This window comes from Streptomyces sp. NPDC030799, from assembly GCF_055572255.1.
Map to the genome: position 1 here is coordinate 225,783 of NZ_JBVIDS010000013.1, position 26,422 is coordinate 252,204.

The window sequence follows — 26,422 nt, forward strand, 5'->3', positions numbered from 1 at the left end:
GGCCGTCATGACAGTGGACGCAATCACGGACATCGCCGGCCTGCGGGTGGGCCACGCGACGCGCAGCGGGGACGGCTGGCTCACCGGCACCACGGTCGTCCTCGCTCCGGAGGGCGGCGCGGTCGTCGCCGTGGACGTGCGCGGCGGCGGTCCCGGTACCAGGGAGACCGATGCGCTCGACCCGCGCAACGTGGTGCAGCGGGTCGACGCGGTGGTGCTGACCGGCGGCAGCGCGTACGGGCTCGACGTGGCCTCCGGGGTGATGGCCTGGCTGGAGGAGCAGCGGCGCGGGGTGCGGGTGGGGACGGACCCGGCGCACGTCGTGCCGGTGGTGCCCGCCGCGTGCGTCTTCGACCTGGGGCGCGGCGGGAACTTCCGCGCGCGGCCGGACGCGGCGACGGGGCGCGCGGCAGTGGAGGCCGCCGCGGCGAGCGCGCCGGGCGCCCGGGTGGCGCAGGGGTGCGTCGGGGCCGGCACGGGCGCCGTGGCGGGCCCGATCAAGGGCGGGGTGGGCACTGCGAGCACGGTGCTCGACTCGGGGATCACCGTGGCCGCGCTGGCGGTGGTGAACGCTGCGGGGTCGGTGATCGAGCCCGAGACGGGGGCGTTGTACGGGGAGTTGCTGCAGGGGCGGGTGGAGTGTCCCGAGGGGCGCGTGCACGAGGACGCGCGCCGGCGCCTCGCCGAGACCGCCGCCAAGAACGCGCCGCCCCCGCTCAACACGACGCTGGCCGTCGTCGCCACCGACGCCGGACTCTCCAGGGCGCAGGCGCAGAAGCTGGCGGGGACGGCGCACGACGGGATTGCGCGCGCCGTACGGCCGGTACACCTCATGAACGACGGCGACACGGTGTTCGCGCTGGCGACCGGCGCACGCTCGCTGGCCGAGCGCCCGTTGGAGCTCAATGGGATCCTCGCCGCCGGCGCGGATGCCGTGACCCGCGCGATCGTGCGGGGCGTGCGCGCCGCCGAGTCGGTCGTCGGCCCAGGCGGAACGTGGCCGTCGTACAGCGAGTTGTACGGGGCGCGACAGGGGTGATGAGGGACTGACCCGTGCGCCGGGCTTGAATTGTCGCGGTTCTGTCACGTGATGGCGTTTACGGGGGTTGGACGGAACCTTCCCGGGGGCCAGTGCGCTCTTTCTTCACGCACGGGAACGGATCACGCACATCACATGAACCTGGAGCAGCACGTGACAACGCCGGACATTGCAGCGCGGCGCGCGCTGGGGGCCTGTGCCGCCATGATGGTCGGGGCCCTCGCCCTGACCGCTTGCGGTGGCAGCGCCAACGCGACAAGCGACGGCAAGGGCGGCAAGGACTCCCCGAAGACGTCGACGGCGAAGATCGTGATCTCGGCCAAGGACGGTTCGACCGACGCGTCCATCAACGCGACCGGAGTGAAGGTCAGCGGCGGCAAGCTGACCGACGTGAAGATGACCGTGGCGGGGACGGGGCAGACCGTGGCCGGGGCGATATCGGCGGACGGCAGCACCTGGAAGCCGAAGCAGCAGCTGGAGCGCGGGACGAAGTACCAGATAGGCGCGACGGCGAAAGACGCCGACGGGCGCACCGCGGCGGCCAACTCCATCTTCACCACGGTCACGTCGGCGAACAGCTTCATCGGCACCTATGCGCCGGACAACGGCAGCACGGTGGGGGTGGGTATGCCGGTGTCGTTCACCTTCGACAAATCGATCACCGACAAGAAGTCCGTGCAGTCGCACATCTCGGTCAACTCCAGCAGTGGTCAACGGGTGGTCGGGCACTGGTTCGGGGACCGGCGGCTGGACTTCCGGCCGCAGGAGTACTGGAAGGCCGGTTCCAAGGTCACGATGAACATCGACCTGGACGGGGTCGAGGGCGCGAAGGGCGTCTACGGGGTGCAGAAGAAGACCGTCTCCTTCACCGTCGGGCGTTCGCAGGTCTCCACGGTCGACGTCAACGCGCAGACCATGACCGTGGTGCGGGACGGCAAGACGGTCAAGACGGTGCCGATCTCCGCGGGCAGCCCGCAGCACACCACGTACAACGGGCAGATGGTGATCGCCGAGAAGTTCGTGCAGACGCGTATGAACGGCTCGACGGTCGGCTTCGGCGGCGAGTACGACATCCCGGACGTGCCGCACGCGATGCGGCTGACGTCGTCGGGGACGTTCATCCACGGCAACTACTGGTACAACAAGGGCAACCCGCCCTTCGGCCGGGAGGGCACCAGCCACGGCTGCATCGGCCTCGCGGACGTGCAGGGCGCGCAGGGCGACACGTCCGCCAAGTGGTTCTTCGACAACTCGCTCGTCGGGGACGTCGTGATCGTGAAGAACTCCCCCGACACAACCGTCGCCCCGGACAACGGACTCAACGGCTGGAACATGCCGTGGAGCGCCTGGACCGCGGGAAGCGCCGCCTGATCTGCAGCTTTTGACGCCACGTGAGGCCGCGCGGGAACTTCTCGCGCGGCCCGCGCGTTTTCCCGGCGTACGTTTTCTCGGTTCCCGGACATGATGTCCGACCGAGGGGCTACCGTATGCACCCACAAGGTGACATGCAGCAACGCCGGGAGAAACCTTGAGCGTTCCGTACGAGACAGCAGCGTACGAACCAGCCGAGTCGCCCGAGTCTCCGGAGGAGCACCTCGCGCGACTCCTCGGCCGTGCCCTGAACTCCTTCGAACTGCCCGACGAGGTGATACGGCAGCTCGACTGCGCGCTGGCCCACGACAGCTCGCTGCACTCCGCGCACCACAGCGCGGGCCTGCACCGGGAGACGTACCGGCACACCTGGCTCCTCGCCGACGGCTCCGCGGTCACCCTGTGGGAGCTCGTGCACAACCCCACTCCGGGCGGTCCCTCGGAGCACGAGGTGTACGTCGACGAGGAGGAGCTGCAGACGGCCACCGCGCGGCTCGGAATGCCGCCGGAGACACCGGAGTTCGAGCTGCCCGCGCTGATGCGGCTGTGGGCGATTCCCGAGCCCCGGCATGTGTTCGCCTCCGACGACTCGGCGGACCACGCGCGTCGGCTCCTGCGCCGAGCGGAGAACCCGGACCGTCCCGGTGCGGAGACGGCGGCGTTGCTGGCGACGGCGACCGCGCACGAGATCACGCAGGCGTTCGGGCGCCCGGGGCGTGCAGGACGCGCGGGACTGAGCTACGCGCTGTACGAGCACGCGTTCCTGCTGCCGGACGACAGCGAGATCTCCCTGTGGGAGGTCGAGCACACGGCGACGCCCGACGGGCGGCACATGTGCGAGGTGTACATGTCGGAGGACGCCGCCCGGGAAGCCATGGAGCGGCGCGCGGCGCGGCAGGGGTAGGGCACGCAGACGGCGTGCGCCCGGTACGAGGGCGCTGTGGCGTCCTTCCGCCGTCAGTCGTTGGTGAGTTGCCGTGCCAGGCCTGCGAAGGCGGCCTGTTCGTCGGGCGTCAGCTCGACGGACTCCAGCGGCGGGCCGACCCGGTTCTGGCGCGGCAGGGCCGGGAGCGGGGCAGTGGTGCGCCGGGCGGGGGCCTGGCGTCCGGTGCGGCGCAGCAGGCGCGTCAGGACGACGATCCAGGCGATGGCTGCCACAGCGAGGACGGCCTCGCCTATCAGCTGGAGTGTCGGGACGTGCTCAGGCATGCGTCCCAGTACACACCACGGTCCGGGACTTTGGTCCCGGACCGTGACGTATCTCGCAGGTGCCGTGAACAACTCACAGCGAACTAAAGGGACAAGGCGCGGTGGCGGGGGGTGCGGTGCTCAGGCCGCCACGGGCTGCTTGGTGTCCTTCGGTGTGTTGGCCGCGTTGGCGGCGGGGTCGGTGGCCGTGGCCTCCGGGGTCGGCTTGCGCATGCCCTTGAGGAGGACGACCAGGGCCGTGGTGGCGCAGACGCCGGCCGCGATGGCGACGAGGTACAGGAACGGGTTGCCGATCAGCGGGACCACGAAGATGCCGCCGTGGGGGGCGCGCAGCGTGGCGCCGAAGGTCATCGACAGGGCGCCGGTGAGCGCGCCGCCCACCATGGCGGACGGGATGACCCGCAGCGGGTCCGCCGCGGCGAACGGGATCGCTCCTTCCGAGATGAAGGAGGCGCCCAGGACCCAGGCGGCCTTGCCGTTCTCACGCTCGGCCGGTGTGAACAGCTTGCCGCGCACGGTGGTGGCCAGGGCCATCGCCAGCGGCGGGACCATGCCGGCCGCCATCACCGCTGCCATGATCTTCATCGCGGAGTCGCTGGGGTTCGAGACCGCGATACCGGCGGTGGCGAAGGTGTAGGCGACCTTGTTGACGGGGCCGCCGAGGTCGAAGCACATCATCAGGCCGAGCAGGGCGCCGAGCAGGATGGCGTTGGTGCCGGTGAGGCTGTTCAGCCAGTCGGTGAGGCCCTTCTGGGCGGTGGCGATGGGCTTGCCGATCACGACGAGCATCAGGAATCCGACGATCGCCGAGGAGATCAACGGGATCACCACCACCGGCATGATGCCGCGCGCGGGCGCCGGGATCTTCACCTTCTGGATGCCCATCACGACACCACCGGCGATGAGACCGGCCACGAGACCGCCGAGGAAACCCGCGTTGATGTCCAGGGCGATGGCGCCGCCGACGAAGCCGGGGACGAGACCGGGGCGGTCGGCCATGCCGTAGGCGATGTAGCCGGCCAGGACCGGGACGAGGAACTTGAAGGCCACGCCGCCGATCTGGAAGAGCAGGGCGCCCCAGCTGTCGGTCTGCGTCCATACGAAGTGGTCCATGACCGACGGTGCCTTGTTGACCTGCCAGCCGCCGATCGCGAAACCCAGGGCGATGAGAAGGCCGCCCGCGGCGACGAACGGGACCATGTAGCTCACGCCGCTCATCAGCCACTTGCGGAGCTTGGTGCCGTACCCCTCGGTGGAATCGCCGGCGCGCTCGACCGGCGTGCTGCCCGACGCGGGCGCCGGCGCGCTCCTCTCGCCGCGCGCCGCCTTCTCACGTACCTCCGTGATGAGTTCGACGGGCCTGTTGATGCCGGCCTTCACTCCGACGTCGACGGTCGGCTTGCCGGCGAAGCGGTCCTTGTCGCGTACGGGGATGTCGTGGGCGAAGATCACGCCGTCCGCCGCCGCGATCACCGCAGGGTCCAGCCGGGTGAAACCGGCCGATCCCTGCGTCTCGACGACGAGTTCGACGCCTGCCTCGCGACCCGCGTTCTCCAGGGACTCGGCGGCCATGTAGGTGTGCGCGATGCCGGTCGGGCAGGAGGTGACGGCGACGATTCGGAAGGGGCGCTCGCCGGAGGCGGTGGCGCCCGGCGCCGGGGTGGATCCTTGGTCCGCCACCCCCGGCGCCGGGGCCGTGGTGCCCGCTGCGGCGCCGGCGGAGGCCGCCACCGGCGTCGCAGCGGTGTCTTCGGAGGCGCCCGCAGCGCCCACGGCGCCCTGAGCAGCGCCTGACCCAGCGTTCGCGCCCGCGCCCGCCGTGTCGGCCGCGCCCGCGCTCGCATCCGTCTCCGCGCCCTCGCCCGAAGACGCCCCCGGCGTCTGCGCCGTACTCGGTGCCTCGTCCCCGCGGATCAGTACCGCCGTCGTCTCCGCGTCGGACACCGTGCGCAGCGCCGAGGTGAACTCGCTGTCCATCAGCTGGCGGGCCAGCGAGGAGAGGATCGTGAGGTGGGCGTCGTCGGCGCCGGCCGGTGCCGCGATCAGGAAGATCAGGTCGGCCGGACCGTCCGCAGCACCGAAGTCGATGCCGGCGGCACTGCGGCCGAAGGCGAGGGTCGGCTCGGTGACATGGGTGCTGCGGCAGTGCGGGATGCCGATGCCGCCGTCGAGGCCGGTCGGCATCTGGGCCTCGCGGGCGGCCACGTCGGCGAGGAAGCCCTCCAGGTCGGTCACCCGGCCCTGGGCCACCATGCGCTCGGCGAGGGCGCGCGCCGCCGCTTCCTTGGTGTCGGCGGACAGGTCGAGGTCGACCAGGTCCTCGGTGATCATGTAGCTCATCGCGGGCTCCTATGCACGCGTATCGCCCGGGGGGAGGGGTGGGCGGGTGTGGGGACGGGAGTGCTGCGGGGGGAGGCGGTGGGGAGGGTGGCCGTGGTGAGTGACGGGGAGTCTCGCCAGGGCCGGGCCGGAGTGGTCGTACGACGGCGGATCAGGGCGTTCATGACGCCGGCTCCGTCAGTTCGCGGTCGAGTGGGATCTCGGCCGTGACGGTCACCGCCGCAGGGTCCAGGTCGGCGGGGGTCGGCATGACGCTGCCGGGGAGCTGGACGGCGGCGGCGCCGTGGGCGACGGCGGAGGCGAGGGCCTCGGGGCCGGTGCCGCCGGCGATGAGGAAGCCGGCGAGGGAGGAGTCGCCGGCGCCGACGTTGCTGCGGACGGTGTCCACGCGCGCGGTGGCGAACCAGACGCCCGCGTCCTCCACGAGGAGCTGCCCGTCGGCGCCCAGGCTCGCGAGCACAGCGCGTGCGCCCATGCCGCGCAACTCCTCGGCCGCCTTCAGTGCGTCGCCCACGGTCGCCAGGGGGCGCGCGACGGCTTCCGCGAGCTCCTCGGCGTTGGGCTTCACCACGTCCGGCCGCGCGCGCAGCGCCTCCAGGAGCGCACACCCCGAGGTGTCCAATGCGATGCGTGCGCCCTCGGCGTGCGCCCGCGTGACGACATCGGCGTACCAGGAGGGCGCGAGCCCGCGGGGCAGGCTGCCGCAGCACGCGATCCAGTCGGCGTTGTGTGACTGTTCGCGGACGGTGTCCAGGAGGAGTTCCTGTTCGGCCGGGGACAGTTCGGGGCCGGGCGCGTTGATCTTCGTCAGCACCCCGTCCGCCTCGGCGAGCGCGATGTTGGAGCGGGTGGCTCCCCTGATCGGGACGGGCGCGACCTCGATGCCCTGCGCGTCGAGCAGATCGGCGACGAGCGCCCCCGGCGCACCACCCAGGGGCAGGACGGCGACCGTGCGCCGTCCGGCGGCCGTGACGGCGCGCGAGACGTTCACGCCCTTGCCGCCCGGGTCCATGCGCTCGGTCTCGGCGCGGATGACTTCGCCGCGCTCCAGGCGGAGGACCTCGTAGGTGCGGTCGAGGGACGGGTTGGGGGTGACGGTGAGGATCATGCGCGTACTACTTCCGTGCCGGCGCGCTCGATGGCGGTGGCGTCTTCGGGGCTCAGCCCGCTGTCGGTGATCAGCAGGTCCACGTCGCTCAGGTCGCCGAAGCGGGCGAAGTGCTCCTGGCCGTGCTTGGCGGAGTCGGCCAGCAGCACCACGCGGCGGGCGGCGGCGAGCGCGGCCCGCTTGACCGCGGCCTCGGCGAGGTCCGGGGTGGTCAGACCGTGCTCGGCGGAGAAGCCGTTCGCCGCGACGAACAGCACGTCGGCGCGGATCTCGCCGTACGCGCGGAGCGCCCAGGCGTCCACGGCGGCGCGTGTGCGGTGCCGTACGCGCCCTCCGACCAGGTGGAGCTGGATGCCCGGGTGGTCGGCGAGGCGGGCGGCGATGGGCAGGCTGTGCGTGACGACGGTGAGGGAGGACTCCAGCGGGATCGCGGCGGCGACCCGGGCGACCGTCGTACCGGCGTCGAGGATCATCGTGCCCTCGGTCGGGAGTTCGGCGAGGGCGGCCTTGGCGATGCGGTCCTTCTCGTCGGCGGCGGTGGCCTCGCGCTCGCTGAGGTCCGGTTCGAAGTCGAGGCGGCCGACCGGGATGGCTCCGCCGTGCACGCGGCGGACGAGGCCGGCGCGGTCGAGGGCCTTCAGATCGCGGCGGATCGTTTCCGCGGTGACCTGGAACTCCTCGGCGAGCGACAGCACGTCCACCCGGCCGCCGTCGCGTGCGAGCCGGAGGATTTCCTGCTGCCGTTCCGGTGCGTACATGTCGCCGGCCTCCACCCGATGTCCGATCACTTCTGGCTGATGCCCGAACGTGTGGTTCCAAGGCGAGACTACGCCCGGATTTCCCGGAAGTAAACAGGTTCGGATGTCGATCGGGCGTGAACGGACTTCCAGTGCTGTCCGGAGGAGCCGTGCGGCACGGCGCTTGCGGACACGCGAAGGCCCGGCACCTGGTCGGTGCCGGGCCTTGTCGTGGCCGGACAGTCCTGCCTGGTCAGGCCTCGCTGGTCACTGCCGCCCGGTCGGGTTGCCGGCTGGCCGGCCGCCGGCCGGTCAGGGGACCAGTTCGGGCTCCCGCTCCCTCGCCGGCGGTTCCGTCGCCGCCGCCTGCGCGGGCTGCTTCGGCAGGGCGGTCATCAGCAGGAAGATCACACCCATGATCGCCGCGACCCACCACAGCGCATGCTGGAAGGCGTGCACGAAGGCGGGCCCGACCCGGGCCGGGGCCAGCCGGTCGCCGATCTCCCCGAAGAACACCACGGACACGAGCCCGAGACCGAGCGCGTTGCCCATCTGCTGCACCGTGTTGATCAGGCCTGACGCAGAACCGGCGTGCTCACGCGGAACCTCCGAGAGCACCACGTCGGTCAGCGGGGCGACGATCAGGCCCATCCCGACACCCATCACGACCAGCGGCAGGGCCATCTGCCAGGAGGCGATGGACAGGCCGTACCGATGCGCCTCCCACAGATAGAGCAGGACGCCCGCGCCGAGCACCAGCGCGCCCGCCTGGAGGACCTTCCGCCCGAACCTCGGCACCAGCTGCTGCACCGACAGGCCGGCCGCCGTGGACACAGCGAGGGAGAACGGCACCCCGGTCAGCCCGGCCCGCAGCGGGCTCCAGCCCAGGCCGATCTGCATGTACAGCGTCCAGACCAGGAAGAAGATGCCGAGCGCGACTCCGAAGACGGTCTGCACGGCGATGCCCGCGGCAAAGCTCTTCACCCGGAAGAGGGACAGCTCGATGAGCGGGGAACCGTCCCTGGCCGCCTTCCGTTTTTCGTACGACACCAGCACCGCGAAGACGACGAGCGCGCCGGCCATGCAGACGTGGCCCCACAGCGGCCAGCCCAGCTCCCGGCCGCGCGTGAGCGGGTAGAGCAGCATCAGCAGGCCCAGCGAGACCAGGGCGACACCGACGAGGTCCAGCTTCAGCGCCTTGGGGGCCTTCGACTCGGTGATGAAGCGACGGCCCAGCAGCCAGGACAGGACACCGACAGGGAGGTTGATGAGGAAGATGGGCCGCCATTCGAGGCCGAACAGGTTCCACTCGGTGAGCAGGGCGCCGAGCAGCGGACCGGAGACCGCGCCCAGCCCGACGATCGCGCCGAACAGGCCGAACACCTTGCCGCGTTCGTGGGCCGGGAAGGTGGCGTGGACGATCGACAGCACCTGCGGCACCATCATCGCCGCCATGCCGCCCTGCAGGATGCGCGAGGCGACCAGCATCTCCGGATTGGCGGCGAAGCCGCACAGGGCGGAGGCCAGAGTGAAGCCGCCGATACCGATCAGGAACAGCCGCTTGCGGCCGTGGACGTCGCCGAGACGGCCACCGGTGATGAGACCGGCGGCGAAGGCCAGGGCATAACCCGCGGTTATCCACTGGATCTGGCTGACCGAGGCGTTCGCGCTCCGCTTGATCGACGGGATGGCGATATTGACGATCGTCACGTCGACGAGGTCCATGAAGGCAGCGGTCATGACGATCGCCAGCGCGAGCCAGCGGGTCCTGTCGGTTGGGGAGGGGAGTGCCGTGCGGGCGGATGCAGTGTCGGTCATGAAATGAAGGTAGGCCCCCATTAGGTCAGATCATGTCCTAGTGCTACGGCATTCTCGTTCTCATGACCACAGACACGCCGGCACGGCTGCTGCAGCTGCTCTCGCTCCTCCAGACGCCCCGCGAGTGGCCCGGCGGGGAGCTGTCCGAGCGACTGGGGGTGTCGCGTCGTACCGTGCGGCGGGACATCGACCGGCTGCGGGAGCTGGGCTATCCGGTGCAGGCCACGAAAGGCTCGGACGGCGGGTACCGGCTGGTCGCGGGCAAGGCGATGCCGCCGCTCGTGCTGGACGACGAGGAGGCGGTGGCGATCGCGGTGGGCCTGCGGGCCGGTGCCGGGCATGCCGTGGAGGGCGTGGACGAGGCGTCCGTACGGGCCCTGGCCAAGCTGGAGCAGGTGCTGCCGGCCCGGCTGCGGCACAGGGTGTCCACACTGCAGGCGGCGACCACACCGCTGACCAGCGGGGACGGGCCGAGCATCGCACCGGAGACGCTGACCGTGATGGCCTCGACGGTGGCGGGGCACGAGCGGCTGCGGTTCGTCTACCGGGACAAGGACGGCAGCGAGTCGCGGCGGCTGACCGAGCCGCACCGGCTGGTGTCGACCGGGCTGCGGTGGTACCTCGTCGCCTACGACCTCGACCGCGCCGGCTGGCGGACCTTCCGGGTGGACCGGGTGAGCGAGCCGTTCGCGACCGGAGCCCGGTTCTCGCCACGGGAACTGCCGACGGGGAACGCCGCCGAATACCTGCGGCAGTCCATCCAGCGGCGGCAGGAGACATACGCGTTCGCGGTGCGGTTCGCCGCGCCGGCGGAGCGGGTCTCCGCCCGGCTCCCGGTATGGCTCGGGGCGCTGGAGGACGACGGCGAGGGCGGTTGTGTCCTGCGGGGCACCGCCGGTGATTCCGTGGAGTGGCTGGCTGTTCGGCTGGCGATGACGGGGTACGAGTTCACCGTGCGGGAGCCCGGTGAACTGATGGCATGCGTACGGGAGTTGGGCGGGCGGCTGAGCCGGGCAGGGGTGGGTGATGCCGGGGAGAGTGCCACCGGGAAGGGTGGCGGCTGGGGCGGCGGTGCTGGGGAGAGTGGTGCTGGGGAGGGTCTCTAGGGTGACGGCCTGCGCTTGCCCGGCCTCACGCATTCTTCGGTGCCGTCCCGGCTCTGCCGAGCCTCACCCCTGTGCCGTGACAGCCCGGCCCTGCCCAGCCTCACCCCCTGCCCTGACAGCCCGGCCCTGCCCAGCCTCACCCCCTGCCCTGACAGCCCGAGCCTGCCCAGCAGACCCCTGCTGGGAAGACCAAGTCCTGCCCGTCTCAGGTGCCTTCGTTGTCGGTCTTCGCTTGCTCGGTGGCCCACTCGAAGTCTCGTAGGGACGCGAGGTTGCGCAGGGCCAGGGCTGCGGGGCCGTTGGGGCCGGCGGGTGGGCAGGAGGTGGCGGCCCAGGACTCCACGGCCACGCGGACGGCGGCGCCGGCTACGGCAGCGGCGAAGCGGAGATGGGGGGTGACCGGGACGGGGGCCGCGGGGGTGGTCCGTAGAGCCGTCGGCGTCATACGGGCCGCAAGGATCTCGGCCAGGGTCTGTTCGGATGCCTGGCACACCTCGGCCCAGACCTTGCGCAGGGCGGGGCTGTCGCCGGCCAGGCGGATCAGGGTGCGGACCCATTCCCAGGACCCCGCCGAAACGCCGACACCGGGAGTGAGGGTGTGGTGGACGGCGTGCTCCAGGGCCTCCAGGACGGTCAGGTGGGCCGGGGCCGAGCGGAGCGCTTCCGACCAGCGCTGGGCGCCCGCGGCGTAGAGGGGGGCGACCGCTTCCTCCTTGGTGGCGAAGTAGCGGTAGAACGTCCGCGGTGCGATACCCGCCGCCTGCGCGATGTCCTCGGCGCGGGTGGCCCGCAGGCCCTGGCGGACGAACAGGGCAGCCGCCGCGCGGGCGATCTCCATCCGGGTCTCGGCCTTGCGGCGTTCGGTCAGCGAGACCGGCGGGGAGGCAGAAAACAGCTGGTGGGAGGCGCTGGGGGTGGTGCTCACACCGGCAGGCTATGCCCATGTGGCAGAATCTGCCATCCGGCGGTCCACCCCGGGGTTCAGGTACGGGGTGGGCCGCCATTCCACGACGCGCCACCGCTGCGGCGCCGCTCCCCCATCCGTGCAGACTCTCCACCGTCCCAGCGGACTTGAGTCTCCTGCGGGGGGGAGACCGGAAGGTGGGACCCATGCACGGCATCTTTGACCCGCAGGGTGACACCTCACGCGACGACATCTCATGCGACGACATCTCGCCCGACGACTCCTCCCGCCCCGCCACCTCGTACTCGATCGGTGAGCCGGCGCGGCGTAGCGGCCTGTCGGTCAAGACGATCCGCTTCTACTCGGATCACGGCCTCGTGGTGCCGGCGAGCCGTACCCCGGCCGGTTACCGCCGCTACGGCCCGGAAGCCGTCGCCCGGCTTGCGCTGGTGCGGACGCTGCGCGAGCCGGGACTCGGCCTGGAGGTGATCCGGCGGATCGTGGACCGGCCGCTCGCCCTCGGCCGGATCGCTGCGGAGCAGGCCGCCGCGCTGGATGCGCAGATCCGTGTGCTGCGGCTGCGCCGGGCGGTGCTGTCCGCCGTGGCGGCCAGGCGCGAGCCGACCTTCGAGGAGATGGAACTCATGCACCGGTTGGCGGCCCTGTCCGAAACGGAACGGCGACGCCTGGTGAACGGCTTCCTCGACGCCGTTTTCGGCGCGCCTCGGCCTTCCGACACCGCGCTTCGGTGTTCCCTCACCCCCGAGCTGCCCGGCAACCCGACCGAGGAGCAGGTGGCGGCGTGGGTGGAGCTGGCCGAGCTGTCACTCGACGACGCGTTCCGTGCCGCCGTACGGCGCCTGGTCCTGGGGCATGCCGGGGACCGGCCGGAGGCCGTCGGCGCCGCCGGCGCGCCACCCGTTCCGGACCTCGTCGCCGTCGCGCGGGAGGTCGTGCGCGCCGCCATGGCATCCGGCATCCGGCCCGAGGCGCCGGAAGCGGATCCCGTCGTCGCGGCCCTGGTCACCCGGTGCGCCCCCGTCTCCGGGCGCCCTGGCCGTGCCTCGCCGCACGAGTGGCTGCTCGGTCGCCTGGAAGCCGTGCGGGAGCCGCGCAGGGACACGTATGTACGGCTCTGTCCCTCATCAACGGCTGGCCGGCGCCGGAGCCGGTGACTCCGGTGATCGACTGGGCGGCCTCGGCGCTGCGGGCGCGGGCAGTGGCCTGAGGGGAACGTCCGGGCGAACCGAGCGGTTGGCCGGGATTCCCCTCCGCCGAGGTGTGCGGCCGGGTGACCGGGGAACCGTAACAGGCTCATGGGGCCCAGGGGTTGGCGCGGACGGGCGGCCTGCGGGCGCGGATGAAGCCGGGCTTCGGCGCCCAGGGGGGATGGGTGCCGAAGCCCGGCTCGGGAAGGTCCCGGCGCCGGGGGGGATTGCGTCGGGACCTGGCTCTGTGGTGCGGCGTGGGCGCGTGGGGGTCGCCGGTCCGTGCGGTGTGGGAAGTCCGTGCGGTGTGGGGAGTGCGGTTCCGGGGGCTGCTGCTGCCGGGCCCGGAAGGGTTTTTCCCGCGGGCCCCGGGGTTGAAGCGATGGGACCACGCCATGTTTGCGCCGTCTTTCGCCACCGGCGTGCGCGTCCCAGGCACCGTACGCCCCAGGCACGCGCACACCACACGCACGCTCCAGGGCAGGCGAGGCACGGACGTCCGAGGCCCGCGCACGCCACGCCGACGCGCGCACCCCGGGCGGCGCCGGCACTCCACGCACGCCCCGTCCCGCGACAGCGCGCCCCAGTGGCCGCAGACACCCACAGCCGCCGCATCCCCCGGAAACCCCTTACGCCGCCGCGTCGAACCCGGTGTCGCGGGCCAGCTTCTTCAGTTCGAGGAGGGCGTGCTTCTCGATCTGGCGGATGCGCTCGCGGGTCAGGCCGTGTTCCTTGCCGACCTCGGTCAGGGTGCGCTCGCGGCCGTCCTCGATGCCGTACCGCATCTTGATGATGGAGGCCGTGCGCTGGTCCAGGCGGCCGATCAGGTCGTCCAGTTCCTCGCTGCGGAGGAGGGTGAGGACGGACTGCTCGGGGCTGACCGCCGAGGTGTCCTCCAGGAGGTCGCCGAACTGGGTCTCGCCCTCGTCGTCCACCGACATGTTCAGCGAGACCGGGTCGCGGGCCCAGTCGAGGACGTCGATGACGCGCTCCGGTGTGGCGCCCAGCTCCGCGGCGATCTCCGCGGGCTCCGGGTCCCGGCCGTTCTCACGGTTGAACTCGCGCTGCACGCGGCGGATGCGGCCCAGCTCCTCCACCAGGTGGACGGGGAGCCGGATGGTGCGGGACTGGTCGGCGATGGAGCGGGTGATGGCCTGGCGGATCCACCAGGTGGCGTAGGTCGAGAACTTGAAGCCCTTGCGGTAGTCGAACTTCTCGACCGCGCGCACCAGGCCGGCGTTGCCCTCCTGGATCAGGTCGAGCAGGGGCAGGCCACTGCGCGGGTAGCGCCGGGCCACCGCCACGACGAGGCGGAGGTTGGAACGGATGAAGATGTCCTTCGCCCGCTCGCCGGCGGCGACCAGCGCCTCGAGCTCCTCGCGGGAGGCGTCGGTCGCCGACTTCTCCTCACCGTCGAGGATCTGCTGCGCGAAGACACCCGCCTCGATGGTCTGGGACAGCTCGACCTCCTTTGCGGCGTCGAGCAGCGGCGTACGCGCGATCTCGTCGAGGTACATGCCGACCAGGTCGCGGTCCGCGATCTCGCCGCCATGAGCGCGAACACTGCTTGCCGAGTCGGCCGTCTCGCCGGTGGCGGACTGACGACGGGCGACGGCACGGGTTGCCATGCGTGCTCCCTTGCGATGGTGGGCTGGCGGGTGGTCCTGCGAACGCTCGGCACTGGCGGGGACCGTCACCGGGACTCCTTCCGAGTCCTCTGCGACTCTCTCCGGGTGCCCTGCATCCGTGGGAAACAACGACTGGAATCCGGACAGAATTCCCAACCCGCCCCCCAATTTTTCTGATCATGCAGTACCCTGTTCCGCCACACTGGGAGGCGAGATGCCCACGGAACGTACAGAGGTGCAGGTCAGACCAGGAGTCGAGAGGGATCTCAACGCCCTCACGGCGATCTACAACCACTATGTACGTGAGACGGCCATCACATTCGATACCGCGATCTTCACTCCGGAAGAGCGCCGCCCTTGGCTGCTCTCCCACCCGGAAGACGGCCCGTACCGCCTGATGGTTGCCACGGAAACGGAACCGGAGGGCGACTCACAGCGAATTCTTGGGTACGCCACATCCAGCCCTTACCGGCCGAAGCCCGCGTACGTCACATCCGTGGAGGTTTCGGTGTACGTCGCCCCGGGCACGGGCCGGCGCGGCATCGGCACGCTGCTCTACGACGCCCTCTTCAAGGCGCTGGCCGGTGAGGACGTGCACCGCGCCTACGCCGGGATCGCCCAGCCCAACGAGGCCTCCGAGCGGCTGCACACCCGCTTCGGCTTCCGGTATGTCGGCACGTACCGCGAGGTCGGCCGCAAGTTCGGCCGCTACTGGGACGTGGCCTGGTACGAGAAGCAGCTGTAGGTCAGCCGAACTGCACCGACCGCTTCGCCAGCCCCATCCAGAAGCCGTCGATCACGGTCCGGTGCGCATCCAGTTCCCCGCCCGCCTCGGCCGCGCCCATGGTGACGAACAGCGGGGCGAAGTGTTCGGTGCGCGGGTGGGCGTAGCGGCCGGCCGGCGCCTTGTCCAGGAAGTCCAGCAGGGCGTCCCAGTCGCGGCCCTCCAGGGCGCGGCGGCCCCAGTCGTCGAATTCCGAGGACCAGCCGGGCACGCCGCCGCCGGTGTGCCGCAGGGCGGCGAGATTGTGGGTGAAGAAGCCGGAGCCGACGATCAGCACGCCCTCGTCGCGCAGGGGGGCGAGCTTGCGGCCGATGTCCATGAGTCGCACGGGGTCGAGGGTGGGCATGGAGATCTGCAGGACGGGGATGTCGGCGGCCGGGAACATCTCGACGAGGGGGACGTAGGCGCCGTGGTCGAGGCCGCGGTCGGGGATGTCCTGGACGGGGGTGCCGGGGGCGCGCAGCAGCTTGCGGACGGTTTCGGCCAGCCCGGGGGCGCCGGGGGCGGCGTACTGCACCCGGTAGTAGTGCTCGGGGAAGCCCCAGAAGTCGTGGACGAGGGGGACGGTGTGCACCGCGCCCAGCGCGAGCGGGGCCTCCTCCCAGTGGGCGGAGACCATGAGGATCGCCCGGGGGCGGGGCAGGTCCGCGGACCAGGCGGCGAGCTGGCCGGGCCAGACGGGGTCGTCGGCGAGCGGCGGGGCGCCGTGGCTGAGGTACAGGGCGGGCATGCGGTCGGGCCCGGCGGCAGGCTTCTCCTGTGCGGTGGTGGACATGACGACGGCTCCCGGATTCTTTAACTCTCAAGTTTCATTCCATACCGTACGCCCGACTTGTTCAAGTTTCAAGGAGCCGGCTCGTACAGTGGGATCCATGAACACGGCATCCGACTCCGCCGCACAGCCCCGCTGGCTCACCGACGAGGAACAGCGCGTCTGGCGCGCCTACCTGCACGCCACCACCCTGCTGGAGGACCACCTCGACCGGCAGCTGCAGCGCGACGCGGGCATGCCGCACATCTACTACGGCCTTCTCGTCGGCCTCGCCGAGGCCCCGCGCCGCCGGCTGCGGATGACCGAGCTGGCGATGAAGGCGAAGATCACCCGCTCCCGGCTGTCGCACGCGATCGCACGGCTGGAGAAGAACGGCTGGGTGCGCCGCGAGGAGTGCCCCTCCGACAAGCGCGGCCAGTTCGCGGTGCTCACCGAGGAGGGTGCCGAGGTGCTGAAGCGCACCGCGCCCGGCCATGTGGCCGCCGTACGGCAGGCGATGTTCGACCGGCTCAGCCCCGAGCAGCAGAAGGCCCTCGGCGAGATCATGGAGATCGTCGCCGAGGGCCTTCAGCCCAATGAAGCGGGTGCAGACCTGCCCTGGCTCCGCTGATGTGCCGCAGGGCCGGTCAGTGCGCCGGCACCGGCACCGGCACCTCGTCCTCGACGCTCTCGCCGGAGATCAGCTCGGTGGTGCCGGGGCGGCCGGCATTGACGAAGGTGAAGGCGATCAGGGCGGCCACGCCCAGGATGCCGACGGCGAACCAGATCGCCGTGCTGTAACCGTGCACCATGGCCCGGAGCCCGACCAGCTGCTGCTGGGGCCTGGTGGCGGCGCCGGCGATGTGGTCCTTGAAGTACGACGTCTTCGCGGACGCGGCGATGGTGTTCAGCAGGGCGGTGCCGATCGCGCCGCCCACCTGCTGCGAGGTGTTGACCATCGCGGAGGCGACACCGGCGTCCCGGGGCTCGACACCCTGGGTGGCCAGCGACATCGCGGGCATGAACGCCGTACCCATGCCGAGGCCGAGCAGCACCATCGCGGGCAGCAGCAGGGTCAGGTACGACGAGCCGGTCTCCAGCTGGGTCAGCAGCAGCATGCCGAGACCGGCGGCCAGGAAGCCGGGGCCCATCAGCAGCCGGGCGCGGACCCGGGTCATCAGCCGGGTGCCGATCTGAGTGGAGCCGGTGATCATGCCGGCCACCATCGGCAGGAAGGCAAAGCCGGTCTTGACCGGCGAGTAGCCCTTCACGACCTGCAGGTAGTAGGTCAGGAAGAGGAACAGGCCGAACATGCCGATGATCGCGAGACCCAGGGAGAGGTAGATGCCGCCGCGGTTGCGGTTGCTGACCACGCGCAGCGGCAGCAGCGGGGCCTTGACCCGGGACTCGACGGTCACGAAGGCGAGCAGCAGCACCGCGGACGCCACGAACATGGCCACGGTGACCGCGTCGCCCCAGCCGTCGGACTCGGCGCGGGTGAAGCCGTAGACGAGGGCGACCAGGCCGAGGGTGGACAGCAGGACGCCCGGGATGTCGAGCGGGTTGCGGTTGCGGCCGCCCTCCGGCTCACGGATGACGAACCAGGCGCCGAGCGCGGCGACAACGGCGAACGGAACGTTCACGAAGAAGGTCCAGCGCCAGTTCAGGTACTCGGTGAGGAAACCGCCGAGGATCAGGCCGACGGCACCGCCGCCGCCCGCGATGGCGCCGTAGATGCCGAACGCCTTGGCGCGCTCCCTGGCGTCCGTGAACATCACGGCGAGCAGCGACAGCGCGGCCGGGGCGAGCAGGGCGCCGAAGACACCCTGCAGGGCGCGGGCGCCGAACATCATCGGGCCGGTGGTGGCGGCACCGCCGAGCGCGGAGGCGAGGGCGAAGCCGGCCAGGCCGGTGACGAAGGCGCGCTTGCGGCCCCACTTGTCGGCGATACGGCCGCCGAACAGCAGCAGACCGCCGAAGGCGAGGGCGTAGGCCGTGACGACCCACTGCCGGTTGCCGTCGGATATGCCGAGGTCCGTCTGGGCGGAGGGCAGGGCGATGTTCACGATGGTGGCGTCGAGGACGACCATCAGCTGGGCGAGCGCGATGAAGACGAGCGCCTTCCAGCGGTTGGCGTCGCCGGCGCGTGCGGCGAAGCCGGTCGGCGCGGGGGCGCCGGGAGCCTTGCGGGCTGTTTCGGACATGGAGGGACCCACTTCGGGACTTCAGGATGGAAAACGGCGGGGAAAAGACTAGAAAAGATCGGAAAGGATGAGAAAGGCGGGGAAAGATGGGAAAAACGCGAGAAAACGGCCGTGGCGGAGAATGTGCGGCCGTCTCCGGTGCCATAGGGGTGGGCTCAGGGAAGGACCGGGGTCGGGGGCGGAACTAATCGGTCAGCACGCGCGCAGTTCCTTGAGGGTCACGGCCGTGCCCGGCAGGGCGGAGCGGGCGGGCGCCCGCAGGCCGTCGAGGAACAGCTGAAGGTGGCGGTGGACGAAGCGGTCGCCGCGCGGGCAGTCCGTGCCGGCCGGGGGCCGGCTCAGCTGGGCCACGGCGAGCAGCAGGTCGCCGACTCCGACGTCGGGCCGGAGCTGTCCGGCCGCCTCGGCCCGGCCCATGACCTCCTTCACGAGCTCTTCGACGCGCTCGCGGGAGGCTTCCAGGTCGGGGTGGTGCTGGTCGAACGTGCCGGAGATCATCGGGCACAGCGCGCTGATCCGCTCGTCGGCGGCGGCGTGCACGAAGCGCTCCAGCGCGGCGAAGGCGTCCCCGGTCTCGGCGAGGGCCACTTCGGCCGCCTCGGCCGTACGGTCCATGACGGAGCAGACGACCTCGCGGACGAGGGCCTCGCGGTCGGGGAAGTTGCGGTACACCGTGGCGTTGCCGACGCCGGCCCGGCGGGCGATCTCGTCGAGCGGCACGTCCGGGCCGTGCTCGACGAACATCTCCCGGGCGGCGGTGACGATCCGCTCCCGGTTGCGCAGGGCGTCGGCGCGGGGCCGGTGCGCCTTGCGCGGTGCGGGGGTGGTCGCGGTCGGCACGGGGACTCCTCGGTGCTGGTGGTCTCTGCCGGTGCTGGGCCGGCGATGAGGGGGCGATCCGGGGAGACAGTCCCCGTTTCGCTCGGACACAGGGCTAAACGGGGAAACGCTCCCCGGTTATTTCCCGCCCGGCGAAAGAACCGCTGTGACCTGAGCCACTTCGCCGGCCCACTCCTCGCCCGCCGGGATTCACCCCCGTGCGCACCGCCATTCCCACGATCGGTCTCCTCCAGCGCGCGGCCCCCACCCCGCCGACACAGGGTGAGCCCAAGGGTGCAGCCGGTGACCGGCGGCTGCCGTGGAGCGAAGGGCCCATGCATGCAGCCGCAGCCGCCCCGCCGCATATCCCTTCCCCACGGGCGCCTCCCCGACGGAGGCCGCGCCCGGGGCCGCCCGTCCGGCGGGGGTTCCTCCCAGGGATCGCGGGGCCGCGCCCCTCGCACGGGCCGCAGCCGCATACGCCGCCCCATACGCCCGCGCCGGGCGGCCGCTCTCGCCGCGGTGACCGCACTGACCCTCGCGGTCAGCACCTCGGCCGGGACCGGACACCTGACGGCGCCCACCACCGCAGGGCCCATCGGCATGGCCCGCTCCTCCGCCCTCGCCCCCTGTACGGTCCACGGCGCTCTCGACGTACAGATGACCGAGGGCCTGCCCACCCCGCACGGTTACGCCCGCTCCACGGGCACGGTCCACGCCCTGACCCTGATGGTCGACTTCTCCGACGCGCCCGGGCAGGGCAGCGCCATGGACCGCTTCCACGAGTTCTTCCCGCAGACCCAGGAGTGGTTCCGCACCGCGTCGTACGGCCGGCTGGACTACCGGCCGGAGACACCGGTCCCCGGGTGGCTGCGCATGCCCAAGTCCTTCAAGGAGTACGGCATCGATCGCGGCGCGCCCTTCGACCCCGGGTACCGGCAGCTGGTGCAGGACATCGTGGACGCGGCCGACCCGGCCGTCGACTTCCGCTCGTACGACCTCTTCAACATCCTGATCACCCCGAACGCCGGCCCCTCCGCGCTGGACACCGTCTTGTCCGTGACCTTCGCCGGCAACACCGACGCCCCGGTCGCCGACGGCGTCCCCATCGCCAACGCGTCCTTCGTCTACTCCCGCCAGGACGACGGCTCCGGCTCCTACGGCCGCACCGGCTACCGGGTGCTGCCGCACGAGAACGGCCACGCCTTCGGCCTGCCCGACCTGTACACGCAGGAGGGCGGGGGCGCGGTCGGGCACTGGGACATCATGAGCGAGGACTGGGGGGCCAACAACGATCTGCTCGCCTGGCACAAGTGGAAGCTGGGCTGGCTGGACAGCTCGCAGGTGGGCTGCGCGGTGGCGCGGGGCAGCGTCGAGTACCTGCTGACGCCGCTGTACAGGCCCGGCGGCGGGAAGCTGGTCCTGGTCCCCGTCAGCGCCCACAGCTCCTACGCGCTGGAGGTGCGCGAGCAGGGCGGCAACGACGAGGCGGTCTGCCGCCCGGGCCTGCTCGTCTACAAGGTCGACGGCACGATCGACACCGGACGCGGGCCCGTCAGGGTCTACGACAGCCACCCCAACAGCGGCGGCTGCACCCGCAGCCCCAACGTCCAGGCAGAACTCTCCGACGCCCCCTTCTCCCCCGGCACCGCCTTCAAGGACCCCCGCCACGGCATCACCGTCCAGGTGCTCGGCAAGGACAAGGACGGCGGCTACCGGGTGCGGGTCACGCGGGCGTAGGGGCTCTTCGGGGGGAGCTCTGTGCGGGCGGGCCACGCCAGGGGCGGTGGCCGGGGCTCCGGCGGCCCCGGCTAGGGTGGGCGGCGGGGGATACGGACGTCGTCAGCGAGGAGTCATCGTGCGGACACCGCTGTCCTGGTTAGCCGATCGGTACACATGGGGGCCGCGCAGCCTGCGCCTGGCCGCGGTGGCTTCGGTGGCAGCAGCCGTCGCGATCATCGTCACCGGCGGTGTGGTGCGGGTCACCGGATCCGGGCTCGGCTGCCCGGACTGGCCGTCGTGCACCGCCCAGAGCCTGGCTCCCACGACGGAGATGGGCGTGCACGGTGCGATCGAGTTCGGCAACAGGATGCTGACCGGTGCGCTGTGCGCGGTGGTGGGCTGGCTCATCATCGCGGCACGGCTGCAACGCGAGCCGTCACGCGCAGTGCTGCGCGCGGCGTGGGCCCAGTTCTGGGTCATCGTCCTCAACGCCGTCGTCGGTGGCATCACCGTGTGGATGCGGCTCAGCCCGTACATCGTCGCCGCGCACTTCCTCGCCGCGGTGCTGCTGCTGACCACCGCGGCGGTCACCTTGGAGTACGTGCAGAGGCCGGCGCACGAGGCGGCGGCGACGGCCGCCGTCCCGACGCGACGCGCCGTCCTGCTGAGCCGGTTCCTGACGGCCGGAACGGCCCTGCTGCTCGTCGTGGGCACGGCGGCCACCGGCTCCGGGCCGCACGCGGGTGACTCCTCCGCCGTGCAGCGGATGCCCTTCGACTGGGCGGGCGTCACCGCGGTGCACGGCGCGGTCGCGCTGGGCTGCCTCGTCCTGGGCTGTCTGCTGTTCGCCGCTCTGCCCGCCGCTTCCCCGGCCCGCAGGCGCACGGGCGTCTTCCTCGCCGTCTTCCTGGCGCAGGGACTGATCGGCGTGTTCCAGTCGCTGACCTCGCTGCCCGCGGTGGCGGTCATCCTGCATCTGTTCGGCTCGGCCCTGGTGTGGGCGGGCGCGGTCCGCGTCGTCCTCGCGGTGAACCGGCAGCCGACCGCCGTACCGGCCGAGCGGCCGGCCGGCGATCAGCTCTCCGCGCGGCTCGCCCCGTCCACGACCGCCGCCGACACATAGAGGGTGAGCGGCCCCACGACCTCACGGTTCACTTTCGCCGCCGCCCAGTGGAACGGGTTCGGCAGCTGCCGCTCGGCACGGTCGTGTGCACCGTCTGCCGCGCAGTGGGCCAGAAAGCGGTCCAGCCGGGTCAGCTGCTCGGCGCGCACATACGGCCGCAAGCGGTCCAGCGCCTCGTCGCCGGACGGGGTGTACCGCTGGAACGGCAGATAGAGCGTGGCGTCACCGGGGCGTTGCCGTTCTCCTTGCGTCAGGTTCCAGCACAGCGTCGGCCGGACCCCGGGCGCGGCAAGAGCGGCCGGACCGCCGGCCGACAGAGCGTGCAGCAGCCCTGCGGCACTTCGGCCGGCCGTGCCGGACAGCCTGCCCAGCCGGGCCCGGAGCGCATCGGCGGACCGCTCGCCCACCGTCGTGTAGAACTTGATCCGGGCCTGCGGCGAGTCGTCGAGGTCGAGCGCGAAGAACGCGGGCATCAGGCACGCCATGCCCTCCGGGTCCTGCCGCCGCAGCCACTGCCACGCGTCGCCGAGGCCGAGGCGTTCCATCGCCTCGCCGATCACCCGCCGGTTCTCGGCGGTGCCCGCGGCGAGGGTGTCGAAGTACATCTTGACGCCGGCGACGCCCGTCGGCCGGACCGTCGCCGCGATGCACAATCCGAACGCCGCCCGGTCGCTGCGCGGGACGAAGAGGTCCCGCACGGTCCGTGCCCGTGCCAGGGACGCGACGCCCTGTTCCTCCAGTGCGTGCACGGCACGCCACCCGGCCTGCCAGCTGGAGTCCGCGGTGGTCGGTCCCTCGCCGGACAGCGGGCGGAGGAAGATCCTGATCTCCGGGCCGCTGTCCTTCATGACCAGGGAGAACTCGAAGGGCGCCCGGCCGCGGGCCGCCTCCGGCTCGTCGATGCCCCGCGTCGTGCGGTGCCCCCACCCGGCGAACAGCGCCTCCACCGCGTCCCGCGCCGCCGTGTCGAAACCGGCCTCCGCGCCGAACAGCCGCCCCAGGTACGTCAGTCCGCGGATCGCCTGGGCCGCGTAGCCCTCCTCCCGGGCCGTACCGGAGCCGGCCGCCGCGGTGCCCGCCGTGACCGTCATGCCGGCTCCCGTACGGCCGGCTCGTACGGCGTCACGTCGATCCCCGGGTACAGCTCACAGAGGCGCCGCACGGTGTCCGCCGTCCAGTACGGATCGCCCGGCTCCGGGAATCCGAGCAACTGCCGCTGCTCGGGCGTCAGTTCACTGATCAGCTCCTGGAAGGTCGCCCAGCCCGGCGACGAGGGCAGCAGCGCCCAGAGGTGCTTGCCGGTCCAGCGGGCCGCCGCGGAGTGGAGGTTGAAGAACAGCGCGAGCCGGCGGCCGTACCGGTCCCGGTAGGCCGAGCCGCGATGCACGAGATCTCCGGTGAACAGGAGCAGGGAGCCCTTCGGCGCCTCGACGGGACGCTCGCGCTCGTACAGTCCCGGGTACTCGGCGCTGCTGTACGTGGCCCTCCGCTCCGAGGTGATCAGGGGCACTCCGAGGTCACCGGCGCGTCCGGCCACATACGTGGGTGCGGTGCCGGCCGTCACGTCGGTCAGGTACACGATGCCGAAGAGCCGCTGGTAGACGCCGTCCGTCCGGGGCGGCAGCAGGCTGTTGACGGCCCACGTGTCGTTGTGCAGCGACTGGTCCTTGGTCTCCCCGTAGGCGGTGCCGTACTTGGCCTGCACGTACGAGCTCGTCAGGAGGATGTCCCGGGTGCTCAGCAGACGCTCGGCCACCGCGATGACCCGCGGGTCGAGGGGGAGCCGGTTGAGGGCGTTGCTGGCGAAGGGGAAGGGGACCGCGTGCTTGAACGCGCCGACGTCGACGGCGTCCGCCGCGCCGGCCTGCGGGCCGGCCTCCGGGTCGGGGAAGTACTCCTCGATGGCCGCGACCGCCTGCTCCAGTTCCCCCGCCGACAGGAAACCGGGAATCAGGGCGTATCCCCGGGCCTCGATCTCTTCCGCCACCGCCTCGACGTTCATCTCACGCCTCTCCCCCCGGGACGGGCCGGTCCGCCGCACCGCGGCAGCCGACCACCATGTTCTTCTGGAAACCGTCGAGCTTCAGCGCCTCGCCGACGGGACGGCCGTCCACCTCGATCCAGGCGTGCGCGGCGAACGGCACGAGGTTGACGCCCGACACCCAGTCCGGCCAGCGCCCCCGCAACCGGGCGAGAAGCACCGCCGCGACCGACCGGTCCAGGCAGTACTGGCCCGCGCAGCGGCCGCTGACGGAGACCACGTCGCTGCGCGCGCGCAGTGCCTCGGCGTACGAGGCCGGTGCGGCGCCCCGGCTGAGAACACGCAGGACCCTCTCCAGCCGCCGGGGGGTGCACGCCGCGATGAGGAGCCGGCTCAGCCCTACGGCGACCAGCGGGAGGAGTCTTCTGTGGACGGGGAGCGGCGAGCGCGGCTCCAGCGTCATGGGCAGAGTCATGAGGCCACCAGGATGCCCGCGGACCGCAGCATGGTGATCAGCCGGGCCACATCACCGGGGATGCGGTCGCGGGCGTCGGGGAACCGGGTCTGCAGTTCCGCGACGACGGCGTCCTCGGCGCGCCCGGCCGAGAGGCTCTCGTACACGGCCACTGCCAGCGGGTTCATGCGGTAATAGCTGCCCGACTTCTTGTCGAGCAGTACGGCCGCGTCCTCGCTCTTCGTCAGTACGACGTCCGGTGACGGCTTCAGCACGGGATGGGTCAACTTCCGTTAGAGAGTGCTTGGTTCGGCTTGCCGAGGAACTGCTCCGGAACGCTCCCGGGCGAGACGGCCGTCCGCAGCCATATCTCGGCGCCCACGGTCACTTCCAGGGCGGAGGTCTCGGCCTCCGGACGCATGCTGTTCCGGATGCTCGACCGCAGCCGCGCCGGATCGATGAATCCGTGCTCGGCGAGCAGGGAGTCCTGGAACAGGGCGAGCAGGCTGCGGCGGTTGCGGGCGATGCCTTGGTGCACCGACATGCTGAACTCCCCCTTGGTGGAGCGGGACAGCACCGCCTTCGGACCGTCCGTCTGCATGGCGGCCTTGAGGCCCGGCTTGTAGCTCACACCGGGCCGGTTCTCGGCGCGGGACAGCGACAGGGCGGCCTCCAGTACGCCGTCGTCCATGTACGGCAACGAGAGCAGTACGCCCTGGCGCTGCATCAACTCGCGCAGCGGCGCCAGCCGGTGGCCCCCGATGCGCTGGCCGGCCAGACAGACATGGACGGATCTCTCCGGTGCCTGCGGAGCGATACCGTCCGGTGCCGAGCGCACCAGCGAACGGACCGCCTCCGCCGTCCTCGGTGTCGCCCAGACGGGGATGCGCCACTGCGGGCCCCACTGCACCGTGGGGCCCTGCACGGCCGGCCGGGGCAGGTGCAGCGACCGCACCTGCTCGTCGATCCACTCCCCATAGGACTGTCCGCTCGCGAGCGCGCGCATCACCGCCCGCATCGGCCAGCGGCGCAGCCGGGCGAGCGGGCGTATCTCGCGCAGGGCCTTCAGAGGTGCCGTGCGGTACAGATCGCTGAAGTACGCGGGGGTGACGGTGAACAGCTCGTCTCCGCCGAAGCCGGCCATGTGCACGGTGGCGCCCGTCGCGGCGAACGTGCGCGCCATCGCGGTCTTGCGTGCACGGTTGCGGATCAGCGTGTACGGAGTGGACAGGCTGTGCGGGACGGAACGGTCGAGGACACCCTCGGTGTCGCAGATGCCGTCGTAAGGGCCGGGTATGTCGTCCGGCTGGAAGACGGTCAGGTCGCAGCCGATCTCCCGGGCCGCGAGGGCGGCCCATTTCGCGTCGTCGTGGTTGGGATCCACGGTCTGCTCGACGAACGCCTGGAAGGGGGCGCCGTGCTGGGCCAGCAGATAGCACAGCGACGAGGAGTCCATGCCCCCGGAGAGATCCGCGGACAGTCCCGCCGCCGTGGCGACCCGTACGCCGACGGCGGCATCCAGCGCCGCTCTCAGCTGTGGCGCACCCTCTGCGACGGAGAGTTCCGGGGCGGGCGGCCGCCACCATGTGACGGTGTCCACCGTGTCGCCGCTCATGCGCAGCCGCTGGTCCGCCATCAGGCGGTGCACACCGGTCCAGCAGGTCGCCTCGGTCAGGCCGTAGTCGAGCGTCGGCTGCATCAGTTCCCAGGCGGCCATCTCGATCCGGGGAGCGGCGCCGCACAGACGGGCCAGCAGTTCCGGCGAGTCGGACGCGGCGTGGCCTCCGTCCGGCCGGCGGGCGTGGAACACCTGCCGCAGGCCCGAGGCGGTGCCCTGGACGTACGTGGTGCGCCCGTCGGTGTAGAGGATGTGGAAGCTGCCGGGCCGGCGGTGCGCGGCTTCCATGACCGCGGGTGCGTCCTCGTGCCGGTCGAGGATGCGTGCCAGACGCCCCGTGTCGGCATCCGTCTCGCCGAACAGAGCGAGACGTCTGGCACCCGCGTCGGCGACGACAAGCCGGGCGTGCGTGGTGTCAGCGACAATCCACGGATTCCCCGACAGGTCGCGCGCGACCGAAATCTGGCCGGTTTCCGGGAATGGACCAGGATACGTTTC

The 26,422-nt window shown here is 71.7% G+C and carries 24 protein-coding genes; 9 read left to right on the plus strand and 15 right to left on the minus strand.

From position 1 onward, the window contains the following. Positions 1-7: 7 nt before the first annotated feature. The 3 genes from ACZ41I_RS30520 (at position 8) to ACZ41I_RS30530 (ending at position 3,314) form a co-directional block, all read left to right on the plus strand. Entirely contained in the window at positions 8-1,039 is a 1,032-nt protein-coding gene (locus ACZ41I_RS30520; protein WP_468515567.1) for a P1 family peptidase, read from the plus strand. 153 nt (positions 1,040-1,192) lie between these two features. After that, positions 1,193-2,410, plus strand: a complete 1,218-nt coding sequence (locus tag ACZ41I_RS30525; RefSeq protein ID WP_468515568.1) for a L,D-transpeptidase — start codon at positions 1,193-1,195, stop codon at positions 2,408-2,410. A gap of 157 nt (positions 2,411-2,567) precedes the next feature. Beyond that, positions 2,568-3,314 (plus strand): DUF6227 family protein, encoded by a 747-nt coding sequence (locus ACZ41I_RS30530; protein WP_363215267.1) that lies wholly within the window; start codon positions 2,568-2,570, stop codon positions 3,312-3,314. A 53-nt stretch (positions 3,315-3,367) separates the two neighbouring features. On the opposite strand, the gene ACZ41I_RS30535 is transcribed toward ACZ41I_RS30530, so the two are convergent. From ACZ41I_RS30535 to ACZ41I_RS30555, 5 genes are all read right to left on the minus strand, one after another. Continuing rightward, positions 3,368-3,619, minus strand: coding sequence for a hypothetical protein (locus tag ACZ41I_RS30535; protein ID WP_363215268.1), 252 nt, complete (start codon positions 3,617-3,619; stop codon positions 3,368-3,370). 120 nt (positions 3,620-3,739) lie between these two features. Beyond that, positions 3,740-5,959 (minus strand): PTS fructose transporter subunit IIABC, encoded by a 2,220-nt coding sequence (locus ACZ41I_RS30540; RefSeq protein WP_468515569.1) that lies wholly within the window; start codon positions 5,957-5,959, stop codon positions 3,740-3,742. 160 nt (positions 5,960-6,119) lie between these two features. Then, entirely contained in the window at positions 6,120-7,067 is a 948-nt protein-coding gene (gene pfkB / locus ACZ41I_RS30545; RefSeq protein WP_468515570.1) for a 1-phosphofructokinase, read from the minus strand. Then, positions 7,064-7,825, minus strand: a complete 762-nt coding sequence (locus ACZ41I_RS30550; RefSeq protein WP_363215271.1) for a DeoR/GlpR family DNA-binding transcription regulator — start codon at positions 7,823-7,825, stop codon at positions 7,064-7,066. Before ACZ41I_RS30550 ends, pfkB begins: the two co-directional genes overlap by 4 nt. Positions 7,826-8,116: 291 nt before the next feature. Then, positions 8,117-9,622: an MFS transporter gene (locus tag ACZ41I_RS30555; protein ID WP_468515571.1), complete on the minus strand. Its 1,506-nt coding sequence runs from the start codon at positions 9,620-9,622 to the stop codon at positions 8,117-8,119. A gap of 62 nt (positions 9,623-9,684) precedes the next feature. Here ACZ41I_RS30555 and ACZ41I_RS30560 point away from each other — a divergent pair, with 62 nt between their 5' ends. Further along, entirely contained in the window at positions 9,685-10,728 is a 1,044-nt protein-coding gene (locus ACZ41I_RS30560; RefSeq protein ID WP_468515572.1) for a helix-turn-helix transcriptional regulator, read from the plus strand. Between the two features lie 205 nt (positions 10,729-10,933). Here the strand turns inward: ACZ41I_RS30560 and ACZ41I_RS30565 are convergent, their stop codons facing one another. Next, positions 10,934-11,566 (minus strand): TetR/AcrR family transcriptional regulator, encoded by a 633-nt coding sequence (locus ACZ41I_RS30565; protein ID WP_468515606.1) that lies wholly within the window; start codon positions 11,564-11,566, stop codon positions 10,934-10,936. A 272-nt stretch (positions 11,567-11,838) separates the two neighbouring features. On the opposite strand from ACZ41I_RS30565, the gene ACZ41I_RS30570 reads away from it, so the two are divergent. Further along, positions 11,839-12,807, plus strand: a complete 969-nt coding sequence (locus ACZ41I_RS30570) for a MerR family transcriptional regulator (RefSeq protein ID WP_468515573.1) — start codon at positions 11,839-11,841, stop codon at positions 12,805-12,807. Between the two features lie 662 nt (positions 12,808-13,469). Here ACZ41I_RS30570 and ACZ41I_RS30575 read toward each other — a convergent pair. Next, the gene (locus ACZ41I_RS30575; protein WP_363215275.1) at positions 13,470-14,468 is read right to left on the minus strand and encodes a sigma-70 family RNA polymerase sigma factor; all 999 of its coding nucleotides are present in this window, start codon (positions 14,466-14,468) and stop codon (positions 13,470-13,472) included. A gap of 214 nt (positions 14,469-14,682) precedes the next feature. On the opposite strand from ACZ41I_RS30575, the gene ACZ41I_RS30580 reads away from it, so the two are divergent. Continuing rightward, on the plus strand, positions 14,683-15,213 hold the full coding sequence (locus tag ACZ41I_RS30580; protein WP_468515574.1) for a GNAT family N-acetyltransferase: 531 nt from the start codon (positions 14,683-14,685) through the stop codon (positions 15,211-15,213). A 1-nt stretch (position 15,214) separates the two neighbouring features. On the opposite strand, the gene ACZ41I_RS30585 is transcribed toward ACZ41I_RS30580, so the two are convergent. After that, positions 15,215-16,027: a dioxygenase family protein gene (locus ACZ41I_RS30585; protein WP_468515575.1), complete on the minus strand. Its 813-nt coding sequence runs from the start codon at positions 16,025-16,027 to the stop codon at positions 15,215-15,217. Positions 16,028-16,124: 97 nt separating this feature from the next. Between ACZ41I_RS30585 and ACZ41I_RS30590 the strand changes: the two genes are divergently transcribed. Next, positions 16,125-16,634 carry a MarR family winged helix-turn-helix transcriptional regulator gene (locus tag ACZ41I_RS30590; RefSeq protein ID WP_399776332.1) on the plus strand — a complete coding sequence of 170 codons (510 nt, stop codon included), beginning with the start codon at positions 16,125-16,127 and terminating at the stop codon, positions 16,632-16,634. A 16-nt stretch (positions 16,635-16,650) separates the two neighbouring features. On the opposite strand, the gene ACZ41I_RS30595 is transcribed toward ACZ41I_RS30590, so the two are convergent. Together ACZ41I_RS30595 and ACZ41I_RS30600 are read right to left on the minus strand one after the other, a co-directional pair. After that, positions 16,651-18,207: an MFS transporter gene (locus ACZ41I_RS30595; RefSeq protein WP_468326863.1), complete on the minus strand. Its 1,557-nt coding sequence runs from the start codon at positions 18,205-18,207 to the stop codon at positions 16,651-16,653. Between the two features lie 192 nt (positions 18,208-18,399). Further along, positions 18,400-19,047 carry a TetR/AcrR family transcriptional regulator gene (locus ACZ41I_RS30600; RefSeq protein ID WP_399776328.1) on the minus strand — a complete coding sequence of 216 codons (648 nt, stop codon included), beginning with the start codon at positions 19,045-19,047 and terminating at the stop codon, positions 18,400-18,402. Between the two features lie 501 nt (positions 19,048-19,548). Here ACZ41I_RS30600 and ACZ41I_RS30605 point away from each other — a divergent pair. Both ACZ41I_RS30605 and ACZ41I_RS30610 read left to right on the plus strand, forming a co-directional pair. Beyond that, positions 19,549-20,766, plus strand: coding sequence for a M6 family metalloprotease domain-containing protein (locus ACZ41I_RS30605; RefSeq protein WP_468515576.1), 1,218 nt, complete (start codon positions 19,549-19,551; stop codon positions 20,764-20,766). A gap of 196 nt (positions 20,767-20,962) precedes the next feature. Beyond that, positions 20,963-21,871, plus strand: coding sequence for a heme A synthase (locus tag ACZ41I_RS30610; protein WP_399776324.1), 909 nt, complete (start codon positions 20,963-20,965; stop codon positions 21,869-21,871). Here ACZ41I_RS30610 and ACZ41I_RS30615 read toward each other — a convergent pair. The 5 genes from ACZ41I_RS30615 to ACZ41I_RS30635 are packed head-to-tail and all read right to left on the minus strand — an operon-like array spanning position 21,823 to position 26,212. Continuing rightward, positions 21,823-22,962 (minus strand): tryptophan dimethylallyltransferase family protein, encoded by a 1,140-nt coding sequence (locus ACZ41I_RS30615; protein WP_468515577.1) that lies wholly within the window; start codon positions 22,960-22,962, stop codon positions 21,823-21,825. The genes ACZ41I_RS30610 and ACZ41I_RS30615 overlap by 49 nt on opposite strands. Continuing rightward, complete coding sequence (locus ACZ41I_RS30620; protein WP_468515578.1) at positions 22,959-23,873, minus strand: phytanoyl-CoA dioxygenase family protein; 915 nt, start codon at positions 23,871-23,873, stop codon at positions 22,959-22,961. Before ACZ41I_RS30620 ends, ACZ41I_RS30615 begins: the two co-directional genes overlap by 4 nt. A 1-nt stretch (position 23,874) precedes the next feature. Then, complete coding sequence (locus ACZ41I_RS30625) at positions 23,875-24,327, minus strand: lasso peptide biosynthesis B2 protein (protein WP_363215285.1); 453 nt, start codon at positions 24,325-24,327, stop codon at positions 23,875-23,877. Continuing rightward, a complete protein-coding gene (locus ACZ41I_RS30630; protein ID WP_363215286.1) occupies positions 24,324-24,593 on the minus strand; it encodes a lasso peptide biosynthesis PqqD family chaperone in 270 nt (89 codons plus the stop codon). Before ACZ41I_RS30630 ends, ACZ41I_RS30625 begins: the two co-directional genes overlap by 4 nt. Next, a complete protein-coding gene (locus ACZ41I_RS30635; protein ID WP_468515579.1) occupies positions 24,590-26,212 on the minus strand; it encodes an asparagine synthase-related protein in 1,623 nt (540 codons plus the stop codon). The genes ACZ41I_RS30630 and ACZ41I_RS30635 overlap by 4 nt, the downstream gene beginning before the upstream one ends. Positions 26,213-26,422: the final 210 nt, after the last annotated feature.

Excerpts from the sequence above, each read along its gene's own strand:
- ACZ41I_RS30520 (WP_468515567.1), top strand. The coding sequence starts at position 8 with ATGACAGTGGACGCAATCACGGACATCGCCGGCCTGCGGGTGGGCCAC.
- ACZ41I_RS30535 (WP_363215268.1), bottom strand. The coding sequence starts at position 3,619 with ATGCCTGAGCACGTCCCGACACTCCAGCTGATAGGCGAGGCCGTCCTC.
- ACZ41I_RS30540 (WP_468515569.1), bottom strand. The coding sequence starts at position 5,959 with ATGAGCTACATGATCACCGAGGACCTGGTCGACCTCGACCTGTCCGCC.
- pfkB (WP_468515570.1), bottom strand. The coding sequence starts at position 7,067 with ATGATCCTCACCGTCACCCCCAACCCGTCCCTCGACCGCACCTACGAG.
- ACZ41I_RS30550 (WP_363215271.1), bottom strand. The coding sequence starts at position 7,825 with ATGTACGCACCGGAACGGCAGCAGGAAATCCTCCGGCTCGCACGCGAC.
- ACZ41I_RS30555 (WP_468515571.1), bottom strand. The coding sequence starts at position 9,622 with ATGACCGACACTGCATCCGCCCGCACGGCACTCCCCTCCCCAACCGAC.
- ACZ41I_RS30560 (WP_468515572.1), top strand. The coding sequence starts at position 9,685 with ATGACCACAGACACGCCGGCACGGCTGCTGCAGCTGCTCTCGCTCCTC.
- ACZ41I_RS30565 (WP_468515606.1), bottom strand. The coding sequence starts at position 11,566 with ATGGAGATCGCCCGCGCGGCGGCTGCCCTGTTCGTCCGCCAGGGCCTG.
- ACZ41I_RS30570 (WP_468515573.1), top strand. The coding sequence starts at position 11,839 with ATGCACGGCATCTTTGACCCGCAGGGTGACACCTCACGCGACGACATC.
- ACZ41I_RS30575 (WP_363215275.1), bottom strand. The coding sequence starts at position 14,468 with ATGGCAACCCGTGCCGTCGCCCGTCGTCAGTCCGCCACCGGCGAGACG.
- ACZ41I_RS30580 (WP_468515574.1), top strand. The coding sequence starts at position 14,683 with ATGCCCACGGAACGTACAGAGGTGCAGGTCAGACCAGGAGTCGAGAGG.
- ACZ41I_RS30585 (WP_468515575.1), bottom strand. The coding sequence starts at position 16,027 with ATGTCCACCACCGCACAGGAGAAGCCTGCCGCCGGGCCCGACCGCATG.
- ACZ41I_RS30590 (WP_399776332.1), top strand. The coding sequence starts at position 16,125 with ATGAACACGGCATCCGACTCCGCCGCACAGCCCCGCTGGCTCACCGAC.
- ACZ41I_RS30595 (WP_468326863.1), bottom strand. The coding sequence starts at position 18,207 with ATGTCCGAAACAGCCCGCAAGGCTCCCGGCGCCCCCGCGCCGACCGGC.
- ACZ41I_RS30615 (WP_468515577.1), bottom strand. The coding sequence starts at position 22,962 with ATGACGGTCACGGCGGGCACCGCGGCGGCCGGCTCCGGTACGGCCCGG.
- ACZ41I_RS30620 (WP_468515578.1), bottom strand. The coding sequence starts at position 23,873 with ATGAACGTCGAGGCGGTGGCGGAAGAGATCGAGGCCCGGGGATACGCC.
- ACZ41I_RS30625 (WP_363215285.1), bottom strand. The coding sequence starts at position 24,327 with ATGACTCTGCCCATGACGCTGGAGCCGCGCTCGCCGCTCCCCGTCCAC.
- ACZ41I_RS30635 (WP_468515579.1), bottom strand. The coding sequence starts at position 26,212 with ATGGAAGCCGCGCACCGCCGGCCCGGCAGCTTCCACATCCTCTACACC.